The sequence below is a fragment of the Olivibacter sitiensis DSM 17696 genome (assembly GCF_000427965.1).
Classification (GTDB): Bacteria; Bacteroidota; Bacteroidia; order Sphingobacteriales; family Sphingobacteriaceae; genus Olivibacter; species Olivibacter sitiensis.
In genome coordinates this window covers 1-24,699 of sequence record NZ_ATZA01000012.1, presented here as the reverse complement: position 1 = coordinate 24,699, position 24,699 = coordinate 1, and the positions used below count along the sequence as shown (strand labels likewise).

At 45.0% G+C, this 24,699-nt stretch carries 23 protein-coding genes; 14 read left to right on the top strand and 9 right to left on the bottom strand.

Going from position 1 to position 24,699, the window contains the following annotated elements:
* Window positions 1-152 precede the first annotated feature (152 nt).
* Together A37S_RS0108295 and proS are read right to left on the bottom strand one after the other, a co-directional pair.
* Window positions 153-1,292 (bottom strand): cystathionine gamma-synthase, encoded by a 1,140-nt coding sequence (locus tag A37S_RS0108295; protein WP_028296591.1) that lies wholly within the window; start codon window positions 1,290-1,292, stop codon window positions 153-155.
* An 80-nt stretch (window positions 1,293-1,372) separates the two neighbouring features.
* Window positions 1,373-2,845, bottom strand: a complete 1,473-nt coding sequence (gene proS / locus A37S_RS0108290; RefSeq protein ID WP_028296590.1) for a proline--tRNA ligase — start codon at window positions 2,843-2,845, stop codon at window positions 1,373-1,375.
* A gap of 234 nt (window positions 2,846-3,079) precedes the next feature.
* On the opposite strand from proS, the gene A37S_RS27060 reads away from it, so the two are divergent.
* The 3 genes from A37S_RS27060 (at window position 3,080) to A37S_RS0108275 (ending at window position 6,914) form a co-directional block, all read left to right on the top strand.
* Window positions 3,080-4,330 carry a dermokine domain-containing protein gene (locus A37S_RS27060; RefSeq protein ID WP_036601827.1) on the top strand — a complete coding sequence of 417 codons (1,251 nt, stop codon included), beginning with the start codon at window positions 3,080-3,082 and terminating at the stop codon, window positions 4,328-4,330.
* Window positions 4,331-4,385: 55 nt separating this feature from the next.
* The gene (locus A37S_RS0108280) at window positions 4,386-5,936 is read left to right on the top strand and encodes an OmpP1/FadL family transporter (protein WP_028296588.1); all 1,551 of its coding nucleotides are present in this window, start codon (window positions 4,386-4,388) and stop codon (window positions 5,934-5,936) included.
* Window positions 5,937-6,170: 234 nt separating this feature from the next.
* Window positions 6,171-6,914, top strand: coding sequence for a dienelactone hydrolase family protein (locus A37S_RS0108275; protein WP_028296587.1), 744 nt, complete (start codon window positions 6,171-6,173; stop codon window positions 6,912-6,914).
* A gap of 122 nt (window positions 6,915-7,036) precedes the next feature.
* Here the strand turns inward: A37S_RS0108275 and A37S_RS0108270 are convergent, their stop codons facing one another.
* A complete protein-coding gene (locus tag A37S_RS0108270; RefSeq protein ID WP_028296586.1) occupies window positions 7,037-7,813 on the bottom strand; it encodes an SDR family NAD(P)-dependent oxidoreductase in 777 nt (258 codons plus the stop codon).
* 97 nt (window positions 7,814-7,910) lie between these two features.
* Between A37S_RS0108270 and A37S_RS0108265 the strand changes: the two genes are divergently transcribed.
* The 4 genes from A37S_RS0108265 to A37S_RS0108250 are packed head-to-tail and all read left to right on the top strand — an operon-like array spanning window position 7,911 to window position 11,856.
* Complete coding sequence (locus tag A37S_RS0108265; protein WP_028296585.1) at window positions 7,911-9,755, top strand: glycoside hydrolase family 15 protein; 1,845 nt, start codon at window positions 7,911-7,913, stop codon at window positions 9,753-9,755.
* A 28-nt stretch (window positions 9,756-9,783) separates the two neighbouring features.
* A complete protein-coding gene (locus A37S_RS0108260; protein WP_051292867.1) occupies window positions 9,784-10,659 on the top strand; it encodes an SMP-30/gluconolactonase/LRE family protein in 876 nt (291 codons plus the stop codon).
* Between the two features lie 56 nt (window positions 10,660-10,715).
* Window positions 10,716-11,489, top strand: coding sequence for a HipA family kinase (locus A37S_RS0108255; protein ID WP_036601825.1), 774 nt, complete (start codon window positions 10,716-10,718; stop codon window positions 11,487-11,489).
* Window positions 11,476-11,856, top strand: coding sequence for a DUF3037 domain-containing protein (locus A37S_RS0108250; RefSeq protein ID WP_028296582.1), 381 nt, complete (start codon window positions 11,476-11,478; stop codon window positions 11,854-11,856). The genes A37S_RS0108255 and A37S_RS0108250 overlap by 14 nt, the downstream gene beginning before the upstream one ends.
* A 22-nt stretch (window positions 11,857-11,878) precedes the next feature.
* On the opposite strand, the gene A37S_RS0108245 is transcribed toward A37S_RS0108250, so the two are convergent.
* Both A37S_RS0108245 and A37S_RS24010 read right to left on the bottom strand, forming a co-directional pair.
* Window positions 11,879-12,805, bottom strand: coding sequence for a lipid A-modifier LpxR family protein (locus A37S_RS0108245; RefSeq protein ID WP_028296581.1), 927 nt, complete (start codon window positions 12,803-12,805; stop codon window positions 11,879-11,881).
* A 131-nt stretch (window positions 12,806-12,936) separates the two neighbouring features.
* Window positions 12,937-13,458, bottom strand: coding sequence for a hypothetical protein (locus A37S_RS24010; protein ID WP_157278511.1), 522 nt, complete (start codon window positions 13,456-13,458; stop codon window positions 12,937-12,939).
* 116 nt (window positions 13,459-13,574) lie between these two features.
* Here A37S_RS24010 and A37S_RS0108235 point away from each other — a divergent pair, with 116 nt between their 5' ends.
* From A37S_RS0108235 to A37S_RS0108225, 3 genes are all read left to right on the top strand, one after another.
* A complete protein-coding gene (locus A37S_RS0108235) occupies window positions 13,575-13,931 on the top strand; it encodes a hypothetical protein (RefSeq protein WP_036601858.1) in 357 nt (118 codons plus the stop codon).
* Between the two features lie 75 nt (window positions 13,932-14,006).
* On the top strand, window positions 14,007-14,711 hold the full coding sequence (locus A37S_RS0108230; RefSeq protein ID WP_028296579.1) for an SDR family NAD(P)-dependent oxidoreductase: 705 nt from the start codon (window positions 14,007-14,009) through the stop codon (window positions 14,709-14,711).
* Window positions 14,712-14,723: 12 nt separating this feature from the next.
* Window positions 14,724-15,266 carry a hypothetical protein gene (locus A37S_RS0108225; protein WP_028296578.1) on the top strand — a complete coding sequence of 181 codons (543 nt, stop codon included), beginning with the start codon at window positions 14,724-14,726 and terminating at the stop codon, window positions 15,264-15,266.
* Window positions 15,267-15,850: 584 nt separating this feature from the next.
* Here the strand turns inward: A37S_RS0108225 and A37S_RS0108220 are convergent.
* Window positions 15,851-19,090 carry a S41 family peptidase gene (locus A37S_RS0108220; RefSeq protein ID WP_028296577.1) on the bottom strand — a complete coding sequence of 1,080 codons (3,240 nt, stop codon included), beginning with the start codon at window positions 19,088-19,090 and terminating at the stop codon, window positions 15,851-15,853.
* Window positions 19,091-19,393: 303 nt separating this feature from the next.
* Between A37S_RS0108220 and A37S_RS26170 the strand changes: the two genes are divergently transcribed.
* Window positions 19,394-19,825, top strand: coding sequence for a hypothetical protein (locus A37S_RS26170; protein ID WP_051292859.1), 432 nt, complete (start codon window positions 19,394-19,396; stop codon window positions 19,823-19,825).
* 143 nt (window positions 19,826-19,968) lie between these two features.
* Window positions 19,969-20,883 (top strand): 3-hydroxyacyl-CoA dehydrogenase NAD-binding domain-containing protein, encoded by a 915-nt coding sequence (locus A37S_RS0108210; RefSeq protein ID WP_342663591.1) that lies wholly within the window; start codon window positions 19,969-19,971, stop codon window positions 20,881-20,883.
* Between the two features lie 12 nt (window positions 20,884-20,895).
* Here the strand turns inward: A37S_RS0108210 and A37S_RS0108205 are convergent, their stop codons facing one another.
* The gene (locus A37S_RS0108205) at window positions 20,896-21,636 is read right to left on the bottom strand and encodes an RluA family pseudouridine synthase (protein WP_028296575.1); all 741 of its coding nucleotides are present in this window, start codon (window positions 21,634-21,636) and stop codon (window positions 20,896-20,898) included.
* A gap of 156 nt (window positions 21,637-21,792) precedes the next feature.
* Here A37S_RS0108205 and A37S_RS0108200 point away from each other — a divergent pair, with 156 nt between their 5' ends.
* On the top strand, window positions 21,793-22,494 hold the full coding sequence (locus A37S_RS0108200) for a hypothetical protein (RefSeq protein ID WP_028296574.1): 702 nt from the start codon (window positions 21,793-21,795) through the stop codon (window positions 22,492-22,494).
* Window positions 22,495-22,496: 2 nt separating this feature from the next.
* On the opposite strand, the gene A37S_RS0108195 is transcribed toward A37S_RS0108200, so the two are convergent.
* Together A37S_RS0108195 and A37S_RS0108190 are read right to left on the bottom strand one after the other, a co-directional pair.
* A complete protein-coding gene (locus tag A37S_RS0108195; protein ID WP_028296573.1) occupies window positions 22,497-24,077 on the bottom strand; it encodes a PepSY-associated TM helix domain-containing protein in 1,581 nt (526 codons plus the stop codon).
* 9 nt (window positions 24,078-24,086) lie between these two features.
* Window positions 24,087-24,368: a hypothetical protein gene (locus A37S_RS0108190; RefSeq protein WP_028296572.1), complete on the bottom strand. Its 282-nt coding sequence runs from the start codon at window positions 24,366-24,368 to the stop codon at window positions 24,087-24,089.
* Between the two features lie 130 nt (window positions 24,369-24,498).
* Here A37S_RS0108190 and A37S_RS24000 point away from each other — a divergent pair.
* On the top strand, window positions 24,499-24,699 hold a 201-nt coding region (locus tag A37S_RS24000), incomplete at its 3' end, for a DUF4372 domain-containing protein (RefSeq protein WP_028298591.1).

The window sequence follows — 24,699 nt, the reverse complement described above, 5'->3', positions numbered from 1 at the left end:
GCAGAGAAAGTAGAGACTAAAGCAGCCTAGATGGATCTTCATGACCAATAAGCTAATCAGCTGTCAGTTTGCCAAGCCTCCAAAGTCGGATGAGATTCCTCGACTAGGTTTCTACTACGCTCGGAATGACGAACAACTAGCTGACCAATAAACTAGCCCAAAGCTTGCTCCAAATCCTCTAATAGATCCTCAATATCCTCTACCCCCACGCTCAAGCGCAAGAGATTATCCACCACGCCCACTTTTTCGCGCACTTCCTTTGGTATAGATCCATGTGTCATGGTTGCCGGATGGTTCAATAATGATTCTACACCGCCCAAAGATTCCGCTAGGCTGAACACCTTGAAGCGGGAAGCCACTTCAAAGGTATCTTGCAGGGAAGCATCTTTCAGCACGATGGAAATCATCCCGCCAAAATCGCGCATCTGCTTTTTGGCCACTTCATGATTGGGATGGTCCTCAAAGCCAGGCCAATAGATCTTTTCTATCCGGGGGTGTTTCTTCAGGTACGCTGCCACCTGCCTGCCATTCTCGCAATGCGCTTTCATGCGCAGGTGCAAGGTTTTGATACCACGCAGCACCAAGAAGCTATCCTGAGGCCCTGGCGTACCACCAACGGCATTGTAGTAGAAGAATAGTTCTTTGTACAGAGTTTCCTCATTAGTTATCAGAGCCCCCATTACCACATCGCTGTGCCCACCAATGTATTTGGTGACCGAGTGCATAACAATATCGGCACCTAGGTCCAGCGGATTTTGTAAGTACGGCGAAGCAAAGGTATTGTCTACCACCAGCAGGGCACCGGCCGCCTTGGCCTCCTTCGCCACGGCTTCAATGTCGATGATCTGCATGGTAGGATTGGTAGGAGTCTCCACCCACACCAATTTGGTATTGGCATTGCTATGCTCTTTGATAATAGAAGGCTTGCTCAAATCCAAGAAATGGAACCTGATGCCAAATTTTTCGAACACCTTCGTGAAGATTCGATAAGAACCACCGTATAAGTCATTGCCCGTAATTACTTCGTCTCCCGGTTTCAGCAGTCGCAATACGGTATCGGTAGCGGCCATGCCGCTGGAGAAAGCCAAGCCATATTTCCCATTTTCCAGGGCTGCTATGCAATCTTCTAAGGCCTTGCGCGTGGGGTTTGTTCCTCGCGAATACTCATAACCCTTATGCTCTCCCGGCGATTTCTGCCAGTACGTAGAAGTTTGATATATAGGAGTCATTACGGCTCCTGTAGTAGGGTCGGGATGTTGCCCAGCATGTATGGCTTTTGTTGCGAATTTCATTTTTGTTCAGTTGTGAGTTGTGAGCTATGCGTTGTGAGTGTACTGTTCGCACAACTCGCAGCACATAACGCGCAACACAATTAATAAGCCTTAGCAAACAGCACTCTCTGCTTGGATACTTTGCCTGTAAATATACACGTGCCTTCCTCCAATTTATTATCCAGAGGAATGCATCGGATGGTGGCTTTCGTTTCTTCTTTCACCCTTTTTTCGGTTTCTACTGTACCGTCCCAGTGAGCGGAGACAAAACCACCTTTGCTTTCGAGCACCTCCCTGAACTCTTCATAGGAGTTTACTTCGGTGACATGCGCGTTGCGATAAGCCAACGCCTTGTCGTATATGGACTGTTGCATAGCCTCTAGGAGCTGCTCTACCGTGTCGGCTAGGCCTTCTTTGCTCACGGTTTCCTTGCTCTGCAAATCTCTCCTAGCTATTTCCACATTGCCTTGCTTTAAGTCCCGGGCACCAATGGTGATGCGCACGGGCACGCCTTTCAGCTCCCATTCGGCAAACTTAAAGCCAGGGCGTTGCGTATCCCTGTCGTCATACTTCACCGTGATACCCTTTTGCTTAAAGGCCGCGATGAGCTCATCGGCCAGTTCTCCTATTTCATTCCGCTCTTCATCCGTTTTGTAGATAGGCACGATGACCACTTGTATGGGAGCCAGCTTGGGAGGCAATACCAAGCCAGCATCATCCGAATGGGCCATAATAAGCGCACCCATAAGACGCGTGGAAACACCCCATGAGGTGGCCCACACATAGTCGAGCTTCCCTTCCTTGGATGTAAACTTTACGTCGAAGGCCTTGGCAAAATTTTGCCCCAGAAAATGGGATGTTCCAGCCTGCAGGGCCTTGCCGTCCTGCATGAGGGCTTCTATGCAATAGGTGTTGATGGCACCGGCAAAACGTTCGTTCTCGGTCTTGGTACCACGCACTACGGGCAGGGCCAGCCAGTTTTCCACAAAGTCTGCATAGACATGCAGCATGCGCTCGGCTTCTTCTACGGCTTCTTGCTCCGTGGCGTGCGCCGTGTGTCCTTCTTGCCAGAGAAACTCTGCCGTGCGCAAGAAGAGTCGGGTGCGCATTTCCCAGCGTACAACATTGGCCCATTGGTTTACTAGAATAGGCAGATCGCGATAGGATTCTATCCAGCCACGGTAGGTATTCCAGATGATGGTCTCGGAAGTGGGCCTTACGATCAGTTCTTCCTCCAATTTGGCATTTTCATCCACCACGATTTTGCCCGTACCGTCATTCTTGAGGCGATAGTGTGTCACCACGGCGCATTCGGTGGCAAAACCCTCGACGTGGGAGGCCTCCTTGGAAAAAAAGGACTTAGGAATGAAAAGGGGAAAGTACGCATTGCTATGCCCTGTATCCTTGAACATCTGATCGAGTGTAGCCTGCATCTTTTCCCATATGGCATAACCATAAGGCTTGATAACCATGCAACCTCTTACGGCAGAGTGTTCTGCCAAATCGGCTTTCGTCACTAACTCATTGTACCATTGGGAGTAATCTTCGCTTCTACTGGTAATACCCTTGCTCATTTTTTATTGGAATAATTTTTGTCAGTCTTTTTATCTATTGTTGAAAAAGCCCTGAGAACAGGCGGCCTAATAACAAGAAAGGCAAAGTTATCGTTTATATTAAATGAAGCAAATTTTTAACTTAGGCATCTGCTTCTTTATATCACAATGCGAATTAAACCTTTTATTTGTAATAGGGTCTAATCAACTAAGGAACAAAAGAAACTCAAGCATACAGAAAAAGGAATTAGAGAGATGATTAGTAAGAACAAAATAACAGGAGCTTTGCTCGTACTAGCGGCGTTCATATTAAGTTCATGTAGCAGTACCCGTTACGGGCAAGCTACTTATGTGGACGATGTCTACGACAGCAAGAGCAAAGCGCAAGAGGTCGCTTATCGTAGCCCTGGTTATTATTCCGACAGTGAAGATGTAGCCTATGCTGATGAATACCAAGACGATAGCACTGAGTATTATGACGATGAGTACTATGATGATGAAGGCGACTATTTTGCAGATGAATATAGCGATTACGAATATGCTAATCGCATAAATAGATTTCACTATGCTACTCCCGGCATGACCTACTACGACCCGTTTTTTGACCCCTGGTTTGGTTATGGCTTAGGCTATGGCGCCGGTTGGGGTTGGGGTTCCAGATGGAGCTTAGGCTTTGGCTGGGGAGGTGGTTTCGGTTGGGGCGGTGGCTTTGGCTGGGGCGGCATGTGGGGCAACCCATACTGGGCTGGCGGCTGGGGTGGCTGGGGATCCCCATGGTGGGGTCCTGTATCCTGGTACGGCGGCGGCTGGGGCTGGGGCGGTGGCTTCGGTTGGGGCGGCGGCTGGGGTTATCCCGGTTGGGGCTGGGGCGGCGGCGTTCGCAATGCCAGCTACGGCCCTCGCAACTCCTATGCCGGACGAATTAACAGTGGTGCTTATGCCGGCGGACGTGGAGTTGCCGTAGGAAGCCGCGGATCGGGCAATGCCATACGTCCATCGAGAGGTGCAGTGAGCACCGGTCGTGGCACGTCGGTCACTAGACCTGGAAGTGCTACTAGGCCTTCGGCTGTCAGTAGGCCATCTAGCGGAAGGCCCACTGCTGTGGGCAGGCCCAGTACCTCGGGAAGACCGGGAAGCGTTTCCCGACCAACGGGAACAAGCTCACGCCCTACTGGTGTAAGTAGGCCTTCGGGTACCAGCAGACCTAGTGGCGGTTCTGTATCCAGACCAACTGGCTCTTCGAGCCGCCCAAGTGGTGCCAGTAGACCTAGTAGCTCTGTATCGAGGCCGAGTGCTTCCTCCGCAAGGCCAAGTGTGAGTCGTCCTAGTAGCAGTGCTAGCAGGCCTTCGGCACCAAGCGTCAGCAGACCATCGTCTTCTTCCGGATCGAGCGTATCTGCCCCTTCCAGAGGATCTTCAGGTGGCGGTAGTGTGAGCAGCGGCGGTGGTGCTAGCCGCGGCAGTTCTGGAGGCGGTAGCTCACGTGGCGGTGGCCGCGGCAGGTAATTATTGCATCTTGCTAACAAGCATCAATATTTTAAGCAAAAGACATTATACTTATATGAGATCATTCACTTCTATAGCTATTACCGCAGGCGTCCTCGGTTTAGCTACATTAAATGCACATGCGCAAACTGCCGACGAGCTCTTTAACTACTCACAATCCGAACTGGGGGCCACGGCCCGCTTTAAAGGACTGGGAGGTGCACAGACTGCTCTAGGTGGCGACATCAGCAATATATCTGGCAACCCTGCAGGTTTGGGTTTCTTCAATAGTTCAGATTTCAGCGTATCTTTGGATTACTTTGGCACCAAGAATAGAGCCGATTATTTTGGCACCAGAACGAATACGAACGACACACGCGTGGGCCTCAATCAGGCCGGCATTGTTTTCAACATGCCTACCTACAAAGCTAGAGGAAGCAATCTTGATCAAGGCTGGCTCAATTTCAATGTAGGGGTAGGCTATGCAAAGACCAATAGCTTTGCCGGAAAAATGGGAATATATGGAAATAATACGGAAGACAGCTTTGTAGATTTGATGAATGAAGATCTTGGAGAATTATACGACTGGGGATATGACGGCAAATTGTTCGCAACTTATCTTCCTTCGGGCGCTTCTCAACGACTTTCCTTTCCCGGAAATGCCTTGGGTAATGAAGGCTATACGGATGTAATCACCAGGGGGCATCAATCAGAAACCAGTCTCTCTTTCGGTGCAAATCACAGCAACACCTTCTATATTGGCGGATCATTGAACTTTTCGGCTATCAGGTCTGAGAAGAGATACCGTTATGAAGAATATGGCCGTATGCTCAATCGACAAGAATTGGAGGCAATTCAAGCAGACGGTTATCCAAATATTGACTTCTTAGATCAAGCCAACTACCCTGATCTTTACCAATTAATAGACTCCGACTATGAATTGGCTTATGGTGAAAACCTAAGGCAAACAGGCAATGGCTTCAATGCCAAATTGGGTTTTATCTATCGTCCGGTAGATGCCGTGCGTATTGGCTTCACGGCTACAACACCTACCTGGTACAGCATGTCTGAGACTTATGAAAACTCCTTCAGCAACTATTTTGTAGATCCAGGTAGTGGCCAAGATATAGATGGTTATGAAGTAGATTGGTATCCCAATGTATACGATTATAATATTCGCACTCCATACCGCTTGAATGCGGGTTTGGCTACCGTGTTTTCCAGAGGGTTGATCAGTGCAGACATAGAATATGTAGATTATAAAAGCACACACTTTTCTGCTAATGACACTGGTTTGGAAAGGGATATTAACGATGCTATCCAAAATACGTATAAAGGAGCGCTCAATTACCGTATAGGAGGTGAACTAGTGGTTGTTCCTCAATTTTTGCTGCGTGCGGGTTTCAATTATCGCGGCAATGCCTATGAGGATTCTGCTAATTTCTCTTCTGCTTCTAAGACGATTTCTGGTGGGCTAGGCTACCGCTACGATAACTTCTATGTAGATGCTACCTACCAAAACGTAAGCGCTGACCCTTATAATATGGAAGCCTATGCAGGCTCTCCCCTCGCCGATATCAAGACCAACAGAAACAATGTGTTCTTGACGGTGGGCTTTAAGTTCTAGTATTTATTGTCTTTTTCGATAACAAGCCAATAAACCAGGAAAGAGCATCTTCTAAGATGCTCTTTCCTGATTTATGCAATGCTCTAGTAGTTGGCTCAACTAGGCAAGTCTATGTCATCTAATTTCAAAAAACAGGGATGATACAAAGAGGAATTTATCTATTTATTAATCTTATTTTTACCTTTACCAACCCCACAGGTCGGGTATCTGACCATTGAAGATAAAAAACAACAGATGAAAAGAACACTTATATTTTTGGCTCTAACGAGCATATTACAGACGGTTTCTGCACAAACCCTAAAAGACATTCCCTACCAAGATGGGACACAGAAATTAAACGGCCTTATTACATCCAATGCCGGTCAAGAACTTCCAGGGGTATTGATCCTTCCGGCGTGGAAGGGTATCGACAACGAAGCAAAAGCTGCAGCGTTGGAACTTGAAAAACAGGGCTACATCGCTTTCATTGCCGATATTTACGGCGAAGGAAATATCCCCGCAGACAATGGCGCTGCGGCAAAGATCGCAACTAAGTACAGGCAGGATTACAAAGCTTATCAACACCGCATCTCATTGGCTCTTGACCAGTTGAAAAAAGGAGGTGCTTTACCCAATAAAATTGCGGTAATAGGATATTGTTTTGGGGGAACTGGTGCCTTGGAAGCTGCCCGCGCCTCATTTCCGGTAGTTGGAGTGATATCCATCCATGGTGGATTGGCAAAAGATCCTAACAGACCAAACACGGGGATCAAAGCCAAGATTTTGGTCGAACATCCAGCAGAGGACAAAAGCGTGAGCAAAGAAGATTATGATAATCTAGTTAAAGAAATGAACGCGGGCAAAACCGACTGGCAAATTATCACATATGCCAATTGCGGGCATACGTTTACCAGTCCTGAATCACCTGAATACAACGAGGTGATGGCCAATAGAGCTTGGAATCATACCCTCCTATTCTTAGATGAAATTTTAAAATAAAGCATTTTTGACATTGAAAGGCCTGAAGCCATAAATTAATTCAGGAATCGAATTTGGTTGAAAAAGGGCTGTCTCCTATGTTTGTTGTAAGCAAATGTAGGAGACAGCCCGCTTTTGATCTTTTAAGCACCTTGCCCCAGATTAATACTCAATCCGCCATCAATGGTAATGGTAGAGCCCGTGACATAATCGCTATCCGAAGAAGCGAGGAAGACTGCAGCAGCTTTGATGTCTTGGGTCTCCCCTGCCCTTTTCATGGGAATGTTCTTTTCCTTTTCTTCTTTTGCCTCCTCGCTTTCCATGGCTTCCTTGTTCATATCCGTAAGGATCATACCTGGGGCAATGTTATTGACGTTTATCCCTTGCTCGGCCAACTCCAATGCCAGACTCCTACTGAAATTTTTGAGCCCTCCTTTAGATGCATTGTAATCGGCATTGCCAGCAGTAACCACCTCCTCGTGTACGGAGCTCACATTGATAATCTTACCACCTTTTTGATTCTTGTTCTTGAGCTGTAGGTATTCCCTACTACAAAAAAAAGGCCCATATAGATTGGTCTTGATACACAGATCGAACGTTTCCGTTTCCATATCCACCACGGGCACATCACTTCCATTGACTCCAGCATTGTTTACCAATATATCTATCCGCCCATATTTTTCGTGCACCTTACGGAATACCTCCTTCACGCTTTTTTCATCGCCCACGTTCAAATGATAAGTGCTACTTTCTATGCCATGCTCTTTCATATACTTGGCCGTCTCATTTGCACTTTCCTCATCCGAGTGATAGGTGACAATGACGGTGGCCCCCTCCTCTCCCAGTGCTTCCGCAATAGCACGGCCTATACCCGAATCGGAACCGGTAATAATCGCTACTTTATCTTTCAATTTTTTCATAATTGTTTACTGTTTTTCCTATTTGATAAACAAGAACAGCACCTACTTGTTCATGATATAGTATTCGACGTTTACAAATTAATGGACAGCAATAAATATGCAGCAACGTAACTCCTACTTACCTATAGAAAATCACGGCATCATTGGCAATATGCATACGGCCGCGCTTGTGGCCATGGACGGTACAATAGATTTTCTATGTTTCCCAAAATTTGATTCCCCCAGCATATTTGCATCCATTTTGGATTGCGAAAATGGGGGCCATTTCAGCATTGTTCCTGAAATGAGGAATATGAAGACCAAACAGCTTTATATTCCGGGTACAGCTATATTGATAACCCGTTTCTTTTCTAATGATGGCATTGTGGAGATAACGGATTACATGCCCGTAAATGAAAAATCATGCTACAGCTTCAACGCGGTCGTGCGCAAGGTGAAAGTAGTACGTGGAGAGATCAACTTTAAGGTATATTGCAGGCCGCGTTTTCACTATGCTCAGGCACAGCATGAAGCGAGCAAACGTAACGGCTCTGTCATTTTCAAGGCCAAGAATGACGGCAACACCACCATGCGCCTTTCGTCTAACTGCAAACTGAGCACCAGGAATCACGACGGTTACTCCAGCTTTAAACTGAAGGAATCCGAGAAGGTTCTGTTTGTACTGGAAGCAGCGAAAGAAGGGGAAGAACAGAACTTCCAAGATATTGAAAGTTACGGAAGCGAAAATTATTTTGAAACCATCAAATATTGGCGCAACTGGTTAAATCAATCAGTCTATACAGGTAGGTGGCAAGAAATCATTCATCGATCTGCCATCACTCTTAAGTTGCTCACTTCGATGGAATATGGCTCCGTAGTCGCCGCGGCCACCTTTGGTCTTCCCGAAGAACTGGGCGGGGATCGCAATTGGGACTACCGTTATACCTGGATACGTGATGCTGCCTTTACCATGTTTGCTTTCCTGAAATTAGGTTTCACCCATGAAGCGAGTGATTTCTTAGGTTGGATTATCCGACAGGACAAAAACCGCGACCTACATTTGCTCTATCGCATAGACGGCACTTCCGAAATGACGGAGGAAATACTGGAACATATGGAAGGATACAAGGGAAGTAGCCCCGTACGCATCGGTAATGAGGCCAACCATCAGTTGCAGCTTGATATTTACGGCGAACTGCTTGACACGATATATATCTACAACAAAATGCATAAGCCCATCACCTATGAGCTATGGGAAATTATCGAAAAAGAAATAGCACATGTAGAAAAAAAGTGGCGAGAACCCGATCACGGTATATGGGAGATAAGGAACGAAAAGCACGAGTTCCTCCACAGCAGGTTGATGTGCTGGGTAGCTATCGATAGGGCCATAAAAATTGCAGAAGACCGATCGTTTCCTTACGATGCCGATAAGTGGCAAAAATTGCGCAACGACATCTATAAAGATATCTATTACAATTTCTGGAACGAAGAGATCGAGGCTTGGGCACAATACAAGGACGGCGATAAGGTGTCCGACTCTATGGATGCAAGCGTATTGCTAATGCCCTTGGTACACTTCATCACACCAGAGGAACCGAGATGGATATCCACCATGGCAGCCGTAGACAGGGAGCTAAGGCTCGACGTACTAGTCTACCGTTACAAGAACAATGGTAAGATAGACGGACTGGACGGGGAAGAAGGCACCTTTACCATGTGTTCCTTTTGGTATATCGAATGCCTAGCCAAAATGGGAAGGTTGGATGAAGCCGTAGAGAATTTTGAGAAAATGATAGGCTATGGCAATCACTTGGGCCTATTTGCCGAACAAATAAGTAAAAACGGCGAGCACCTGGGTAATTTCCCTCAAGCCTTTACCCATTTGGGGCTTATCAGTACCGCTCTGGAGCTCAACAAGCAAATCGGCAGGGTTACTGGAAAGGGAAAAGACATCTATTAATCAATAATTTTATCATTATTCAATGCCAATGAAAATCGAAATAGCCGTGGGTATCAATTGCCAATTGGGCGAAGGCCCACTATGGGACGCCAAGCGACGGTGTCTACATTTTGTAGACATACTCTCTGCCCGATTTTTCAGTTATTATCCCCATACCAATCGAGTGCAGACGCACGAAGCCCCAGGTATGGTAGGTGCACTGGCCTTGTGCAGGGATGGCAGACTACTGGCAGCCGTGGCTAACGGCTTTTATTATGTAGATCCTGACAGCGAGGCATGGACTTTCCTGCTCCATCCAGAAGATCACCTGCCCAGCAATAGATACAACGACGGAAAATGCGATGCTCTTGGACGCTTTTGGATAGGCAGTATGCACCTGGAGGAAAAGGATGAAAAGGGAGCATTATATCTATTGGACAGCAATCTCTCCTATAAAAAAGTGCTGGACAATACCACCATTTCCAATGGCATGGAATGGGATCGTGAACAGCGATGGTACTACCATATAGACAGCCAAGAAAAGGCTGTCAACAGATTTGCATACGATGCGGAGCAAGGCATCATCACAAAACCAGAGCGTATAATCTTGTTTGGAGACAAGGAAGGTGTGCCCGATGGTATGACGATCGACACAGAGGGCATGCTGTGGATAGCGCACTTTGGCGGAGGTTGTATAAGTCGGCGCAACCCAGATACTGGTGAAATATCACTGAAAATAGACTTGCCAGTAACACAGGTGACGAGTTGTACTTTTGGAGGAAAGCACCTAAGTGACCTTTATATTACTACGGCGGCTAAGGGGCTGTCCAAAAGCGACATGCTACAACAACCGCAGGCGGGCTATACCTTTGTAATAAAAGACATAGGCTATAAGGGATACAAGCCCAATGCGTTCGGCAATTAATATTGCCATGGTAATTCCATCGTTTTTGGCTATGTTTGTTTTTGCTCGAACAAAAGATGAATTTACGGACAGTACAAGTCGTACGCTATATCACTCCCTTGCGGGAAGGCGGCAGCATGCCGGCTATCGTTGAGGCCGATGATGGTTTCAAATATGCATTAAAGTTTCGTGGTGCAGGGCAAGGCCCGCGTGCGCTGATAGCCGAGCTGATTGGAGGTCTCATTGCCAAAGCCTTAGGACTGAAAGTACCAGAGCTGGTTTTCGCGCAGCTCGATGAGGCCTTTGGCAGAACGGAACCCGACGAAGAGATACAGGACCTGCTTCGGGCAAGCGAAGGCCTCAACCTTGCCCTGCATTACCTCTCGGGCGCCATCACATACGATCCTGCTGTGGACAAGGTAGACGAACACACAGCTTCTATCATCGTGTGGTTGGATGCCTTATTGATGAACGTGGACCGCACCGCACGGAACACCAATATGTTGATATGGCACAAAGAACTCTGGCTCATAGATTACGGAGCTTCTCTGTATTTCCACCACTCATGGCACCAGTGGCAAGAACAGTATACCAAACCTTTCGTTCAGATAAAGGATCATGTGCTGCTTCGCTATGCCACACAGCTAGAACAAGTAGACAGCGAACTAAAGGAGAAACTGGATCCGCAGCTCATTACGGATATCGTGGCCACCATACCTGAGGTATGGTTACAAGGCGATGCTCCTTTTGAGAATACAACAGCCCATAGAGATGCTTATGTTCAGTTCCTGAACAATAGGATAGCCCATTCGTACCATTTTATAGAGGAAGCAAATCATGCAAGAACGTAGTCTATACGAATATGCAGTGGTCCGTCTGGTGCCATCGGTATATCGCGAAGAGTTTCTGAATGTGGGCGTAGTACTCTATTGCCGGGAGAAAAAATTTCTCCGAGTAAAATATCATCTAGAAGCCATGCGCCTATCTGCCATCTGGCCCGAGCTCGACATTGCGCAAGTGGAGGAGCACCTTTTTTCTTTCCACCAGATTTGCGAAGGCAAAGGCATCAGCCCCATAGCACAGTTACCCATAGCCGAACGTTTTCGCTGGCTCACGGCAACCAGAAGTACCATCATCCAAAGCTCCAAGGTACACCCAGGCTTTTGCCATGACCCAGAGTCTACGCTAGAAGAATTGTTCGCAGAAATGGTGCTATAGAAAGCTTCGGCACCATTAGCATTCAATAAAAATAACTAAGTTGCACAGCACCATATTGATGCCTGGTGAGCATGTTTTCAGATTGCTTACTATTGAACACATAATACACCTTGAGACCGATGCGCCCCTTACGGTGGTGCAAACCCAACTGATGAGACAATAGCCAGGGCTTGATGGGGTACACTACCGGCCCTTTGTCTTGCAGGAACATGCCACCCTGTATGGTAGCATCATAGCCGACCCAAGTGAGGGACGGTTTATAGAAAACGAAAAACTCCTTTTGCGCTATTTCTCCCCCGTTTCCTATATTGCTCCAAGTAGAAACGGAACTATGAAGGGGATTGAACTTACCTAGTCGGAACTGTGGGCCTATCTTGACATAAATATTGTTGCTTCCTATGCTAGCAGCACTGTGGGCACTGACATCAAAGCGCTTGTTGGGGCTTCTATGCAACAACTGCATATGGGCCAACCGCATATCTACTCCCCAAGCACTATGGAGCTGAAATTCCCACCCGCTAATGGTATATAGATTGAACAAGGAATGAAAAGCCTTTTGTATTGGTCCCCCAAGTGCCGTGCTGCCTATGGTAGCAAGCTCGGCCCCTAGAGAAAATACGCCTTCCGACCTTTTTCGATATATCCATTGCATTTTCCCCTGCAAATACAAATAGCCTGTGATAGGCCTGTCTACTTCCTGTATGAAATGGACATTGCCACCTACTGCATTGAACAACTTTTGCCCTAAACCTAAGGACCAGATTCTGCGATGCCCACTGCTATCCGCATCGTGCGGATGGTCTACCGCACGACTGTACTGAAAATGAATGCCATTGGTATAATACCTATCCTGCCCAGTAAAAAGGTAGACATCGTTCTCGTTCTGCAAACTTAGCTGATTTTTGAAAGCCTGCTGAGCAAAGGCTCGATCACTCGGTAAACCAAGCATCAAACAGACGCTAAATAAGCAGATATAGCTCCAGGCAAGGGGCATAGGTTTAACAAGTTGATTTTTGCTTATAATAGAAAACAGCAAAAACCCGTAAGACGGCTTTTGCTGTTAAGTCGTATATGCTGTTTCTAGCGCGAAAACTTGAACACAAGATATGCATCTTTTGCACCAGCGATATTCACAGGCATCAGCATTGTAAGACTTTGTGCATCAGCATAATCCAAAACAAGCCGATAGCCTTCCTTCACCTGACTAGCTTTCTCTCCAGGATAGAGTTTCTTGAATTGAAATTGCACGTCCTGCCCATCACCATCGAATACTGACCAAAAGATATCCCTTGTGGCCCCCGGGGCACAAACGTCGCCATTTGCCGTAAAGGTAATTCCACCGCGGCCATTAGAAATCAAATTCCAAGTACTGCCTATAAAACATTCTATGGGAGCTTCGTCAAAGATACGGCTCACTGAAGCCCCCTTGGGGAATGCCTGTTGGCCAACCTCATCCAATACCCATTGGCCTTTCACGGCATTGCGCCATTGTCGCGCCGAAGGCGAATCGGACTGCCCTTGCTGGCTTGTCTTGCATCCAGCCCATGCACAGGTAACCAGGGCCAATAGAACTAATAACGTGCGTAATTTTAAAACCTTCATCTGAATTTTCTTCTCTTTTTTTAATGAAGCCCTTCTATCGAAATTATTAAAGATGTTTGAAGGGCATAAACATTATAATGCTTAAATTTGTTCATCACAACAAAAAAGGCAGCATAATGCGCATCAAAAATACCAAAAATCGTACCATCACAAGCAAATTTGTTTCGAAATTATTGGTTCGCCTATTTGTCATCCTATTGGTATTAGGCGTATTACCAATTTTCGTTGATGAGCAAGTTAAGAGCAACCTGGAAGTAACTTATGTGTATATAGAAAACAAGTGGGTATTTATCTTCCCACTTATTCTGTTCCTCAGTTTTCTCACCCTATTGATATTGGCGGGGAGGGCAAAAAACGAGCAAGATGATTTAAACTGGATGCTCTCACTCAATACACTGCTCCTCATTATTTACATCGTATTGCTATACGTGAAGCTCTATCCGAGCATCTATGGCAATAATGCTTTGATGTAGATCGAGATATGGGATAAGAGGCATATGAGACACTAAATGGCAGAAAGCTGACGGCTGCCAAAAAGAAAGAAAAACATGAACATCATCATTACAGGGGCAAGTAGCGGGATAGGTTTTGAAGCTGTCTTGGAACTAATCCAGAATAACGACAACAAAGTGATCGCGCTTGCGAGGTCCGAAGACAAACTGCGCAAATTATATGAGATTGCCAAGGGGTTGAATCCCGATTGCGCTATCTTCCCTGCTCGCTTTGACATTGTACACGACGATTATATCAACGGTCTTATTCCTTTTGTAAAGGGCAAAATGGAGTATGTAGATATCGTGATCAACAATGCGGGTGTACTCATAAACAAACCGTTTATGGAGACGTCCGCTTTAGATTTTGCCGAATTGCTACAAAGCAACCTGTTGGGCCCAGTTAAGATGATCCAAGCTACATTGCCTATTTTATCCAAAGGCGGACATATCGTCAACATAGGCAGCATGGGTGGCTTTCAAGGCAGTGTAAAGTTTCCTGGTCTATCCGCATATTCAGCCAGCAAATCGGCCTTGCACACGCTTACCGAATGCCTAGCTCAAGAGCTCATGGATACCGGGGTGAAAATAAATTGCCTGGCACTCGGTTCTGCCCAAACAGAAATGCTAGAAAATGCGTTTCCTAATTATGAATCGCCAATAGCAGCCTTTGAGATGGGCAAATATGTGGCGGATTTTGCACTAACGGGGCATAAATTTTTTAATGGAAAGGTTATTCCAGTTGCGGTAACCACTCCTTAAGCAAATGTAAAAATGAAAGGGATAGTAAATTTGATAAAATTTGGTAGATGGGGGGCGATTTACATCCTCTCTTTGACCTTGTTGATAGCTTGCCAAAACGAATCACAGCAGCGGCAGGAAACCGATGGCATAACAGCAACGGATACCCCAGCAGATAGCTCGGAAACTAAAACGCTGGTACTTCCCTACGAGGTAGTTTTTAATGAGGATGATGCCTCTTTTGAGGTAAAACCCAACCCTCAAAACAGCAGTGTACCTCTTAACAAAGAAGAACTGGCTGAAGCAATCAACATCAAATATCCAGAAATCATGATCGAATTGGGAGAAAGTGCCGGAGATACGCTATTTGTCAAAATCCCGAATGCTGCCTATTTGACGCAAAACATGGGAACCAGCGGAGCTCGTACCTTCCTTGCAGAAGCTACTTATGCCTTCACGGAACTACCAGAGATAGAAGTTGTTCATTTTGACTTCAAAGAGGGTGATCATGCTATCCCCGGATATTATAAACGCTCCAACTTCAAAATGATGGAAAATATCAATGATACTTTTTAATAACAAAAACAGAAAGCTAATAGATCACCAATCCAAGCTATGAATTGCTAATAGTAGAAGTTTCCTGAAAGGTCGTAGAACCCTTCAATTCTCTTTCTGACGTTGCGGAATTCGAGGGTGTTCTATAAATATACATAAACAATACCACTAAGGCAGCCACCTGTAAGACAAAGAGGAAAATTTCACCAACTGTCAACTTCTGACTTTTCTGAGGCGGCAAGGGAAAGTCGCTTCTATCCAAACCACTACTGCCATAATTACCTGTTGAGCTAAGGTTTTCCGACGACTTAGTAAATAACCCAACTCTTCTTGTTTGATAATTGTGTTTCATAACAGATACTATTTATGTTGAGAACAAACTACTGCTTCAAAAATAGTACCGAAATGTAGCGTGCACAATACCCATAATTGTGTATTTTTTATCAGAAACTGAAAATAAAAAGCACATCTCCTTGATTATTAACAACAAACAAATTATTTATTTAATAACAAATCGACCGTTTTTGTTACAAAATAAACAAAAAACACCTATTGATATAGATAAATCCTTACCAATAGGTGTTCCTAAAAATGTACGTTATTAACTACAGCGATTTCAGCAACTCGTTAATTGCTGTTTCCAGCTGAGGATCTTTGCCTTGCAGGAAATCACTGTAGGGCAATGGTACCTTAATATCTGGCTCCAATTGCAGATTTTCCGTTGGTCTTTCTTCCTTACCTATCGTAGCAACCATAGGTATGCCGAAAACCAAGGTTGGATCGATCTGCGTTTCCCACCAAACAGCGGTGCCGGTTCCGGGAACGGGCATACCCACCAACTTGCCCAAGCCATTTTGCTTGTACACATAAGGAAAAATAAAGGCATCGCTGTAATTGCCCTCGCTCATGACTACGATACTAGGCTTAGTCCATCTTGAAGCGGGCTCACCCCCCTTCAAAATATCACCCTGAGGGGCGAACTTAAGGTATTCTTTACCGCTTAAGAGGGTATTGAGATCATCGTGGAGCCAACCTCCTCCATTGAAACGGGTATCGACGATTAAGGCTTCCTTGTCCCTGTTCTCTCCCATCACTACGTCATACACTTCACGGAAACTGCCATCGTTCATCCCTTCCACGTGAACATAACCGATGCGGCCATTACTCAATTTTTCGACATATTCTTGCCTGCCCCTTACCCATCTTTTGTACATCAATGCGTTTTCTTCACCTATGCTAATGGGTTTTACCTTTTCATTAAAGGTCACCCCAAAAGCATTTTTTCCAGATAACAACACTTGTTCACCCGTTTTTCTGTTCAGGTATTTTGACCAATCTACCGTATCCTCGATATCTTGTCCGTCAATGCGCTCGATGACACTTCCCACGCCCAAAACAGCTTTTGCTCTGTCCAAAGGACCTCCAGCTATCACTTCGGCTACCTTCAACCCCCTGCCCGTATAGGTCTCATCGTACAGCAAGCCAAGGACTGCCGTATTATCGCCATTTTCCGCTCTTGGCGAGAAACGCCCGCCAGTATGTGAGCCATTCAGCTCACCCAGCAGTTCGCTCAGCAGTTCTTGAAAATCGTAGTTATTGTTGATATGTGGCAAGAAACGGGCATAGGTTTCCCTATAACCTGCCCAATCCATATTTCGGATCGTAGGGTCATAAAACTTCTTCTTCACCTGTAGCCAGGCGTGGTTAAAAATATATTCCCTTTCTTTGGCCGCATCCAAAGCCAGCTCGGTCTTACTGCTTATCGGCGTTATCTTGCCATTTTCCGTGTCGATCTTCACCAAATTACCCCGATTGACCACAAATAGGCTCTTTCCATCTTCACTTATCTCAATACCGCTTGGCGACCCGCCCAACTTGGCCAATATTTTGGTCTCCTTGGTACGGGGCTCCGTCACCCACAAATCATATCCCTTTTCAAAAGAGGCCAAGTAGTACAACTTACTGGCATCCTTGTTCAAGGCATAATCGGATATGGAGGCACTGTTGATCGTCAGCTGCACCTTTCTCTGCTTCAAGCTGTCCAGGTCAAATTGCAAAGATGAAACCGCCTCTTCCTTCTCTTTTGGCTTTTTGTCGTCTGTCTTAGTCTCCTTCTTATCTTTATCTTCTGCTTCTTTCAACAAGTTGTATTCATCTTTGCTAAGGAGATATCGATCGTACGCTTCTTTATCCAGAAAATAAGCGAAGATATCCAATTCCCTACTCCCTTGGTAAGCCAAGGACTTTCTTCCATACTTGCTGCTAAGCACAGTAATCATTTTTCCGTCTTGGTACCATCTGGCATCTTTTTCTCCAAAACCACTCATAGTGGGGTAACGTATTTCGCCAGTGCCGTCGGCTTTGACCAAAGCGGTATTATAGCTCATCATGTAGCCACGCTGATCGTCGACCAATAACCACTTGCTATCTGGGCTCCAGTTGAAACTCCAGTCGCCGTCCGCGTAGCTGTGGTTATGTCCTTCAGGTAACAAGGTAGTAGTCTTGCCAGAGGCAATGTCCACCACCTTCAAGATATTACGCTCCTCGATATAGGCTATGGCCTTACCATCGGGAGAATACTTGGGCGAAAAATTATCCTGTTGACCGGTAACGATGGCTTCCTCTTTCAGCAAGCTGGCATTGAAGAAATAGGGTTCGCTTTTATCTACCAGTGTTGTCTTGTAGATACCCCAGCCATTCAAATCCCTTTCTGCAGCGTAGATCAGACTCTTTCCATCTGGCGACCATTTTACCATCCTTTCTTGCCCAGGTGTTTGCGTAATACGTTTGGTAAAATTACCCTCCACACTTGTCACGAATATTTCCCCGCGAGTCACATAAGCGATTTCCTTTCCGTTCGGGCTAAGCTCAAACTGACTGATATTGCCATTGAGCTGCAACGAGGTTTCTTCTGGACTACCATTGTCCATACCGATGAGCACTTTCACTTTTTTGGGTTCTTCCCCCTCCTTGAGCGTATAGATTTCGCCGTTTTGCGTAAATGCAAGTAGCCCATCGTCCGCGATGCTCAAATGCCTTACGGGATTTTGTTCAAAGTGGGTTAACTGTATATCGGCTATTCTCGCTTTCAAGCCTTTCTTAAATAAGTTTTGATTGCCGTTTTGTTCACTTAAATAGTAAACGTACTGACCATCTGCACTGAAAACCGGTTCGCGGTTTTCCACCTCCGTGGTTGTAAGCGCCTGATAGTTTTTCCCTTTCAAATCGTACAGCCAAATATCGCGTGTGACAGATGAGGTATGGTGTTTTCTCCACGGATCTTCATATCCTTTCCGGTCCTGAAATACAATAGCATCACCAGCTTTATTGAAATGCGCATTTTCCACGCCTGCAGCACTTATCAACACAGGCCTTCCCCCCTTTACATCCACACCGTACAAATTCTGAAACAGCCGGGTACTAGGAAACCGCACACTTGATGCAGTAGACTGTCTAGAGCTGCCAAAAATCACCTTTTCGTTATCTATGCTGAAGTCGTAGGGATAATCATTCGCACTATGATAGGTAAGCCTAGTAGCCGTACCTCCGCTTGCTGGCATTACAAAAACATCAAAATTGCCATAGCGATTGTTTGCAAAGGCAATTGATTTTCCGTCATGGCTCCAAACGGGCATCATGCTATGAGAGCTGCCCACCGTCAAGGGAATGGCCGTGCCACCATTTACGTCCACCTTGTAAATGTTGCCTTGATAGCCAAAAACCAGCGTTTTCCCATCGGGTGAGATGGCTGGATAGCGGAGCCATAGGGCTTCCGATTGGGCAAAAGCACCTGCACTAAGCAATAAGCAACACAAAAGACTGAGAAAAGCAAAATATCTACGCATATAATCAAATTGGATTAGAAGTTTATCAATTAAGAACAAATATAGAAACAAAAGCAACTATGTTGAATAATTTTTCCATTAATGCCGTAGAAACAGTATTTAACATTTCTTAACAGGCGCATCAGTTAAACCTTCATGCAAAGATTGGCTCTTATGTACAAAGCTTTTGGTGAAATAGGAATGATTATTCTTTAAAAAAACACCACAAATGGAGATCGCGATCCGTTTATAAATTTAGGAGATAATGGAAATAGCAGCATCCTTATCGACTTTAAGGTTGAACATTAATTTAAAGAAATAGACATGAAAAAATTAGCATTATTATCTGCATTGGCACTAGGATTGGTCATCAATGCTCAGGCTCAAGAACAAAAACAGAGGCCAAAAAACAAGAAAACGGAAATAACACCGGAAAAAATTGCCGAAAACAAAACTGAAAGGCTCGCAAAGCTCCTTGATCTGACAGATAAGCAGAAAGAGCAGGTTTATAGCCTTCAGTTGAAGCAATCAAAAGAACAGCTTGCCGAAATGCAGAAAATGAAAGAAAAGCGTAATAAGGAAAAGACCGAGTTGGAAGCTATACTAGATAATACGCAAAAGGAAAAGCTTCAGGAAGCCTTTAAGGATAGAGCGAGATTTGCCCAAAGAAAATTTCAGGGCAAACACAATAAAAAGGACCGGATGCCTGGAAAAACAAAGGATCTGAAACCAACTGAAAACGAGATCGATTCATAAGAAAAACTCCAGTTCAATAAACAAACAGTGCGGGGGATAGCCTTAGGGTTATCCCCTTTTTTATTATATTTATCCGCAGCTATCGGAGAGTACCTATCCAGTATAGGATGCCCCCTTAATCCAATCAGTTATTAGCAAAAAATATGATAAGAAAAATTACGGTAATAGGAGCTGGCACCATGGGAAATGGCATCGTGCACAGCTTTGCCCAATTCGGCTATGAAGTGACTTTAGTGGGTCTAAACGATGCCGTTATAAAAAACGCATTGCTCCTTATAGGTAAAAATATGGAGCGACAAGTCAATAAGGGCGTCATCAGTCTGAACCAAAAGGAAGCCAGTCTGAATAGGATTTCCTATACCACTGATTTGGCCAATGGATTAAGAGAAGCAGATATGGCCATCGAGGCTGTTACCGAAAATTACGATATTAAACGGGCGGTTTTTAAGGACATGGATGTGCTAGCGCCCCAACATGCTATTTTGGCATCCAATACTTCCTCTATCTCCATTACCAAGATCGCTGCACAGACTCAAAGGCCAGATAGGATAATAGGCATGCACTTTATGAATCCCGTACCTATGATGAACCTCGTTGAAGTGGTCAGAGGCTATCAGACTTCCGAAAGCTGTGTGAAACAGGTAATAGATCTGGCAAAAAGCTTGCAAAAAACGCCTATTGCCGTAAATGACTATCCTGGATTTGTAGCCAACCGCATCTTGATCCCCATGATAAACGAGTCGGTGTATACCCTATTTGAAGGGATTGCTGGCGTGCAAGAAATAGACACCATCATGAAGCTGGGCATGGCCCACCCCATGGGTCCCTTGCGATTGGCCGATTTCATTGGCCTTGATGTATGCCTTTCGATTTTGGAAGTACTCCATCAGGGCTTTAAACAAGCCAAGTATGCCCCATGTCCATTATTGGTCAATATGGTTGCAGCTGGCCAATTGGGAATGAAAGCGGGTGTTGGCTTCTACGATTACAGTACGGATCCCAAGAACCCAACGATTGCCAAGAATTTCCGACAAGAATTTTACCAATCAATGGAGTAGTCCCTTAAATCATTAGCTATCGTATTTTTCCAATTGCTTCAATGCCGTGGCAAAGTCCTTGGGATATGGGGCTTCAAACTCGTAGTCGGTATCGAAAACTCGGAGGCTCAAGCTTTTGGCATGGAGCGCAAAACGCTTCATAATGGGGTATTCTTCCTGATCCTTGCTTAACGTATACCCTCTTTTTATCTTAGACAAAAAGATAGGTTGACCTTTATATAGATCGTCACCCGCAATACTGGCACGCTGGGTGGCCAAATGAATCCGTATTTGGTGCATCCTACCTGTGACAGGCCTACATTCCACCAAGGTGTAGTTCTTGAAAAATTGAAGTGACCTAAAATAGGTCTCCGCTCGTTTGCCATTGGCCCGGTCTATAGTCACATTTTTATTTCCTAGATTGGCAATGGGAAAATCGACCAATAAATCCTCAAAAACATGTGTTCCATTGATGATGGCGTGATAAACTTTCTTCACTCTCCGGCGTTCAAACTCTATGGAAACTGCGCGATAGGTCTCGGGATCTTTAGCTATCAGTAATATGCCCGACGTCTCCTTATCTATTCTATGGCAAATCTGCGCATCGGACCAGTATTTTTTTGCCAAGCGGAGCACGTTGACCTCACCTCCCTCCCGCTCGTCTAAAGTGGAAATGAAAGGTGGCTTATTGATCACGATCAATCGTTCGTCTTCAAATAAAATAAGATCTTTGAACTTGGGAAACTTAAAAAGCGCTTTCTCTGTTTGAATCATTCCGCAAAATTACAAATTATTGGCTACTAATTGTAGACATGCTTGAAATGGCAAACCGCTCTATTAGTGTAGAAGGGTTCCCCATGACAGGCATGGCAAAAAAACCTATCGTCGATTTTGTTGTTGTATTATCATAAAAACCAATTTAGAAAATCCATGAAAGTTCTTATTACGCTATTAATTTCGGGTTTATGGAGCCTTACCGTATGCCTATCACAAAACATAGAAGGGGCTTGGCAGGCTCACGAAGGTTCTAAGCAACAGGTGCTGCTACTGGTAGATGGATATTTGTCCTACACCGAATTTGACCAGGATAACAAGCACTTTGGCCTCACCTTTGGCGGACCGTATACTTTCTCTGACAACAGCATCGCTTTGCACTATGAGTTTAATTCTCAGGATGGCAGCCTGGTAGGCAAGCAAATCTCCTTTGGTACTGAGCTTAAAGATGAACTGCAGACCAACATAGATGGCAAAGCAATATCATGGCAAAAGATTGATGACAAAAACAATCCGATAGCTGGCGTATGGTGGATTTCCGAACGCAAGGAAGGCGAACAAATGGTACAGCGGCAATTGCGAGACAGACGTACGCTAAAGATTCTAAGTGGCAGTCGATTTCAGTGGGTCGCCATTAATATCAAAACAGGAGAATTTTCGGGCACGGGGGGTGGCACTTTCCATTTTGGAGAAGGAAAGTACATAGAAAACATAGAATTTTTCTCTAGAGATGGCTCTAGGGTGGGTTCCTCCTTAGAGTTCAATGGAGAGCTCAAAGACGACAAATGGCACCACAGTGGGTTGAGCTCCAGTGGCAGCCCTATTTATGAGGTTTGGAGCAGACTGCCCAGCAAATGACATTAAGCTTTTTGAGCAATGCCCTTGCGTATTTTCATGTAGCTAATGAAGGCAATAACAGCTAGGCAGAGCCAAAACATATCCAGAAAGAAAATATCCATGGCCCCATGCTCCAGCGTATACCAAGGCCAATTTCCAGAAAACAGCCCATTGGACACAACGACCAGTAAGGACAATATTGCCCCCAAGAGCAATGTCTCGCGATTGGTGCGGCTTAAATTGCGCCTGATACTATAATAAAGCGACAAAAGAAGCCACGAATAAAAATATACTTGGTAGATCAGCGACTGGTCGGCATGGCCATTGGCCTTTACCACGATAAAGGTAAATGCCGTGACAGGGAACATCGTGAGGCAGATGGCCAAGTAGATATTGGACAACCAGAAATTGAACCGACGTTTGCGCTTGGGTATGTTGCCTTTGTCGCGCGCTACTAGCCATATCATGATACCCGAAGTGATGACGATGCAACCCATGATGCCCAAGACAAAATAAACGATTTTCAAAAAGTAACCTCCATAGTCGCCAAAATGTAAGCGATAGATCAGGCTCTTTACTTTATCCAGATAAGAGGAAGGACCGTTGGGCGATTTATCCCTGAGCACTTCTCCATTCTTCACATCATAGATAACAAAGCCCGCCCCCGAAAAACTTTGCCGACGGTCGGCATCGGCCTCGATAATCAGCGACATGCTCTCGTCACCATAGTGTTTCATCGTCACGCGTTTTACAAAAGCGTCAGGCCACATTGCTTGCATATCTTTGATCAGATGGGCAATATCCGGGACACTTTCCAATGGTTTTCCAACAAAATCGCGGTCGATATCAACGTTATATTCCAATTCTTCAAACACTTTTTCCATATCGCCCTGATAGAACACCTTGCTAAAGGGCATTAGTAGGACGGTATTTATAATGAGTATAATACCCGTGACTGCAAAGACGAATTGAAAGGGAAAACCTATTACTCCCAATGCGGTGTGAATATCCGTCCAGATGGTCTTTGCCTTGGCCCAGGGACGGAACAGATAGAAATTGGAAACGATCTTGTCCCAATGTAGCATTATGCCCGTGATAAGCGCAAACAGGAACAGGAAAGACACAAGACCGGCCACGATATAGCCAAATGGATACCCGATATTGAACGGAAAAGCTTCATTCAATTGCGCGAAGAAATGTAGGCGATAAAGAAACTCACCCAAATCGTAGGCCTCGCTGTAACTCTTAGCTTCCTGTTTTACGAAATCATAATTGAAATAGGCGCCTTCTAGGGCATTCTGATGATGCGACGTATCTTTTGAAGCACTTAAATTTACATAGGCACGTGTTGTATTGGGGTAAAAATACAGCGTAATATCTCTTCCGGACAGACCATATTCCCAATCCAATGAATCGAGAAACGTCCCATATGGAAAAGCTTCCTCTTTATGTTGTTCGTAAGACTGGTTACCTTGCCAAGCACTGATCTCATCCTTGAAGAAAGAAAACGAACCTGCAAAAAATATAACATACAATAAGGCACAAATGATGATCCCACTAATGGTATGCGTATGGAAATAAATATTGTAGTTCCTGATATTCATAGAACGCAATTATAATTTAATAAGATAGGGCAAGGAAAAAAGCAACATAAGCAGCAGGTATACCCCCCATATCTTCCATCCAGACTTGGCGAGAAAGGCCAACAAGAGCAGTACGGCCCAAAGGATATACCCCAGAATCATGGCTGTTCCCATGACATATTTTGGTTCAAAAAAATGGGCGAACATTAAGAAAAAAGTCAACATCACGCCATAACCACCTACAAAACCAGCGGAAATCTTCAAAAAGCGCTGCAAAGCGGACGATGTAAGGTATTTCTTATTGGCCGGCATAATTCAAAAAATCAGGTTTTCTACCATGAACAAAAAAATATCACTACTGACCGACAAAAAATAATTTAAGGAGCTGCCATATCTGGCAAGCTCCTTTTTTCATATTTTGGTTTTACGACAAACTAAAAATATGAGTGATAAAAATACAGAAAAGAAATTAGTCGGTCAGCCAATCTTCAAACAATTATTAGGTTTTATTCCAAGGAACAAATTTGAGATGCTTGTGAGCAAGCACCGGTCTGACCGCTATTACAAGACCTTTGATTCATGGACACAACTCATGACGATGCTGTTCGGAATATTCAGCCGATGTGATTCTATGGGCGAGATC

Coding starts and splice junctions, on each gene's coding strand:
- A37S_RS0108255 (WP_036601825.1), top strand. CDS start 10,716: ATGAATTTACGGACAGTACAAGTCGTACGCTATATCACTCCCTTGCGG.
- A37S_RS0108205 (WP_028296575.1), bottom strand. CDS start 21,636: ATGATTCAAACAGAGAAAGCGCTTTTTAAGTTTCCCAAGTTCAAAGAT.
- A37S_RS24010 (WP_157278511.1), bottom strand. CDS start 13,458: ATGAAGGTTTTAAAATTACGCACGTTATTAGTTCTATTGGCCCTGGTT.
- A37S_RS0108245 (WP_028296581.1), bottom strand. CDS start 12,805: ATGCTTGGTTTACCGAGTGATCGAGCCTTTGCTCAGCAGGCTTTCAAA.
- A37S_RS0108225 (WP_028296578.1), top strand. CDS start 14,724: ATGAAAGGGATAGTAAATTTGATAAAATTTGGTAGATGGGGGGCGATT.
- A37S_RS0108280 (WP_028296588.1), top strand. CDS start 4,386: ATGAGATCATTCACTTCTATAGCTATTACCGCAGGCGTCCTCGGTTTA.
- A37S_RS0108270 (WP_028296586.1), bottom strand. CDS start 7,813: ATGAAAAAATTGAAAGATAAAGTAGCGATTATTACCGGTTCCGATTCG.
- A37S_RS0108190 (WP_028296572.1), bottom strand. CDS start 24,368: ATGCCGGCCAATAAGAAATACCTTACATCGTCCGCTTTGCAGCGCTTT.
- A37S_RS26170 (WP_051292859.1), top strand. CDS start 19,394: ATGAAAAAATTAGCATTATTATCTGCATTGGCACTAGGATTGGTCATC.
- A37S_RS0108235 (WP_036601858.1), top strand. CDS start 13,575: ATGCGCATCAAAAATACCAAAAATCGTACCATCACAAGCAAATTTGTT.
- A37S_RS0108210 (WP_342663591.1), top strand. CDS start 19,969: ATGATAAGAAAAATTACGGTAATAGGAGCTGGCACCATGGGAAATGGC.
- A37S_RS0108295 (WP_028296591.1), bottom strand. CDS start 1,292: ATGAAATTCGCAACAAAAGCCATACATGCTGGGCAACATCCCGACCCT.
- A37S_RS0108230 (WP_028296579.1), top strand. CDS start 14,007: ATGAACATCATCATTACAGGGGCAAGTAGCGGGATAGGTTTTGAAGCT.
- A37S_RS0108275 (WP_028296587.1), top strand. CDS start 6,171: ATGAAAAGAACACTTATATTTTTGGCTCTAACGAGCATATTACAGACG.
- A37S_RS0108250 (WP_028296582.1), top strand. CDS start 11,476: ATGCAAGAACGTAGTCTATACGAATATGCAGTGGTCCGTCTGGTGCCA.
- A37S_RS0108200 (WP_028296574.1), top strand. CDS start 21,793: ATGAAAGTTCTTATTACGCTATTAATTTCGGGTTTATGGAGCCTTACC.
- A37S_RS0108195 (WP_028296573.1), bottom strand. CDS start 24,077: ATGAATATCAGGAACTACAATATTTATTTCCATACGCATACCATTAGT.
- A37S_RS27060 (WP_036601827.1), top strand. CDS start 3,080: ATGATTAGTAAGAACAAAATAACAGGAGCTTTGCTCGTACTAGCGGCG.
- A37S_RS0108260 (WP_051292867.1), top strand. CDS start 9,784: ATGAAAATCGAAATAGCCGTGGGTATCAATTGCCAATTGGGCGAAGGC.
- proS (WP_028296590.1), bottom strand. CDS start 2,845: ATGAGCAAGGGTATTACCAGTAGAAGCGAAGATTACTCCCAATGGTAC.
- A37S_RS0108265 (WP_028296585.1), top strand. CDS start 7,911: ATGCAGCAACGTAACTCCTACTTACCTATAGAAAATCACGGCATCATT.
- A37S_RS0108220 (WP_028296577.1), bottom strand. CDS start 19,090: ATGCGTAGATATTTTGCTTTTCTCAGTCTTTTGTGTTGCTTATTGCTT.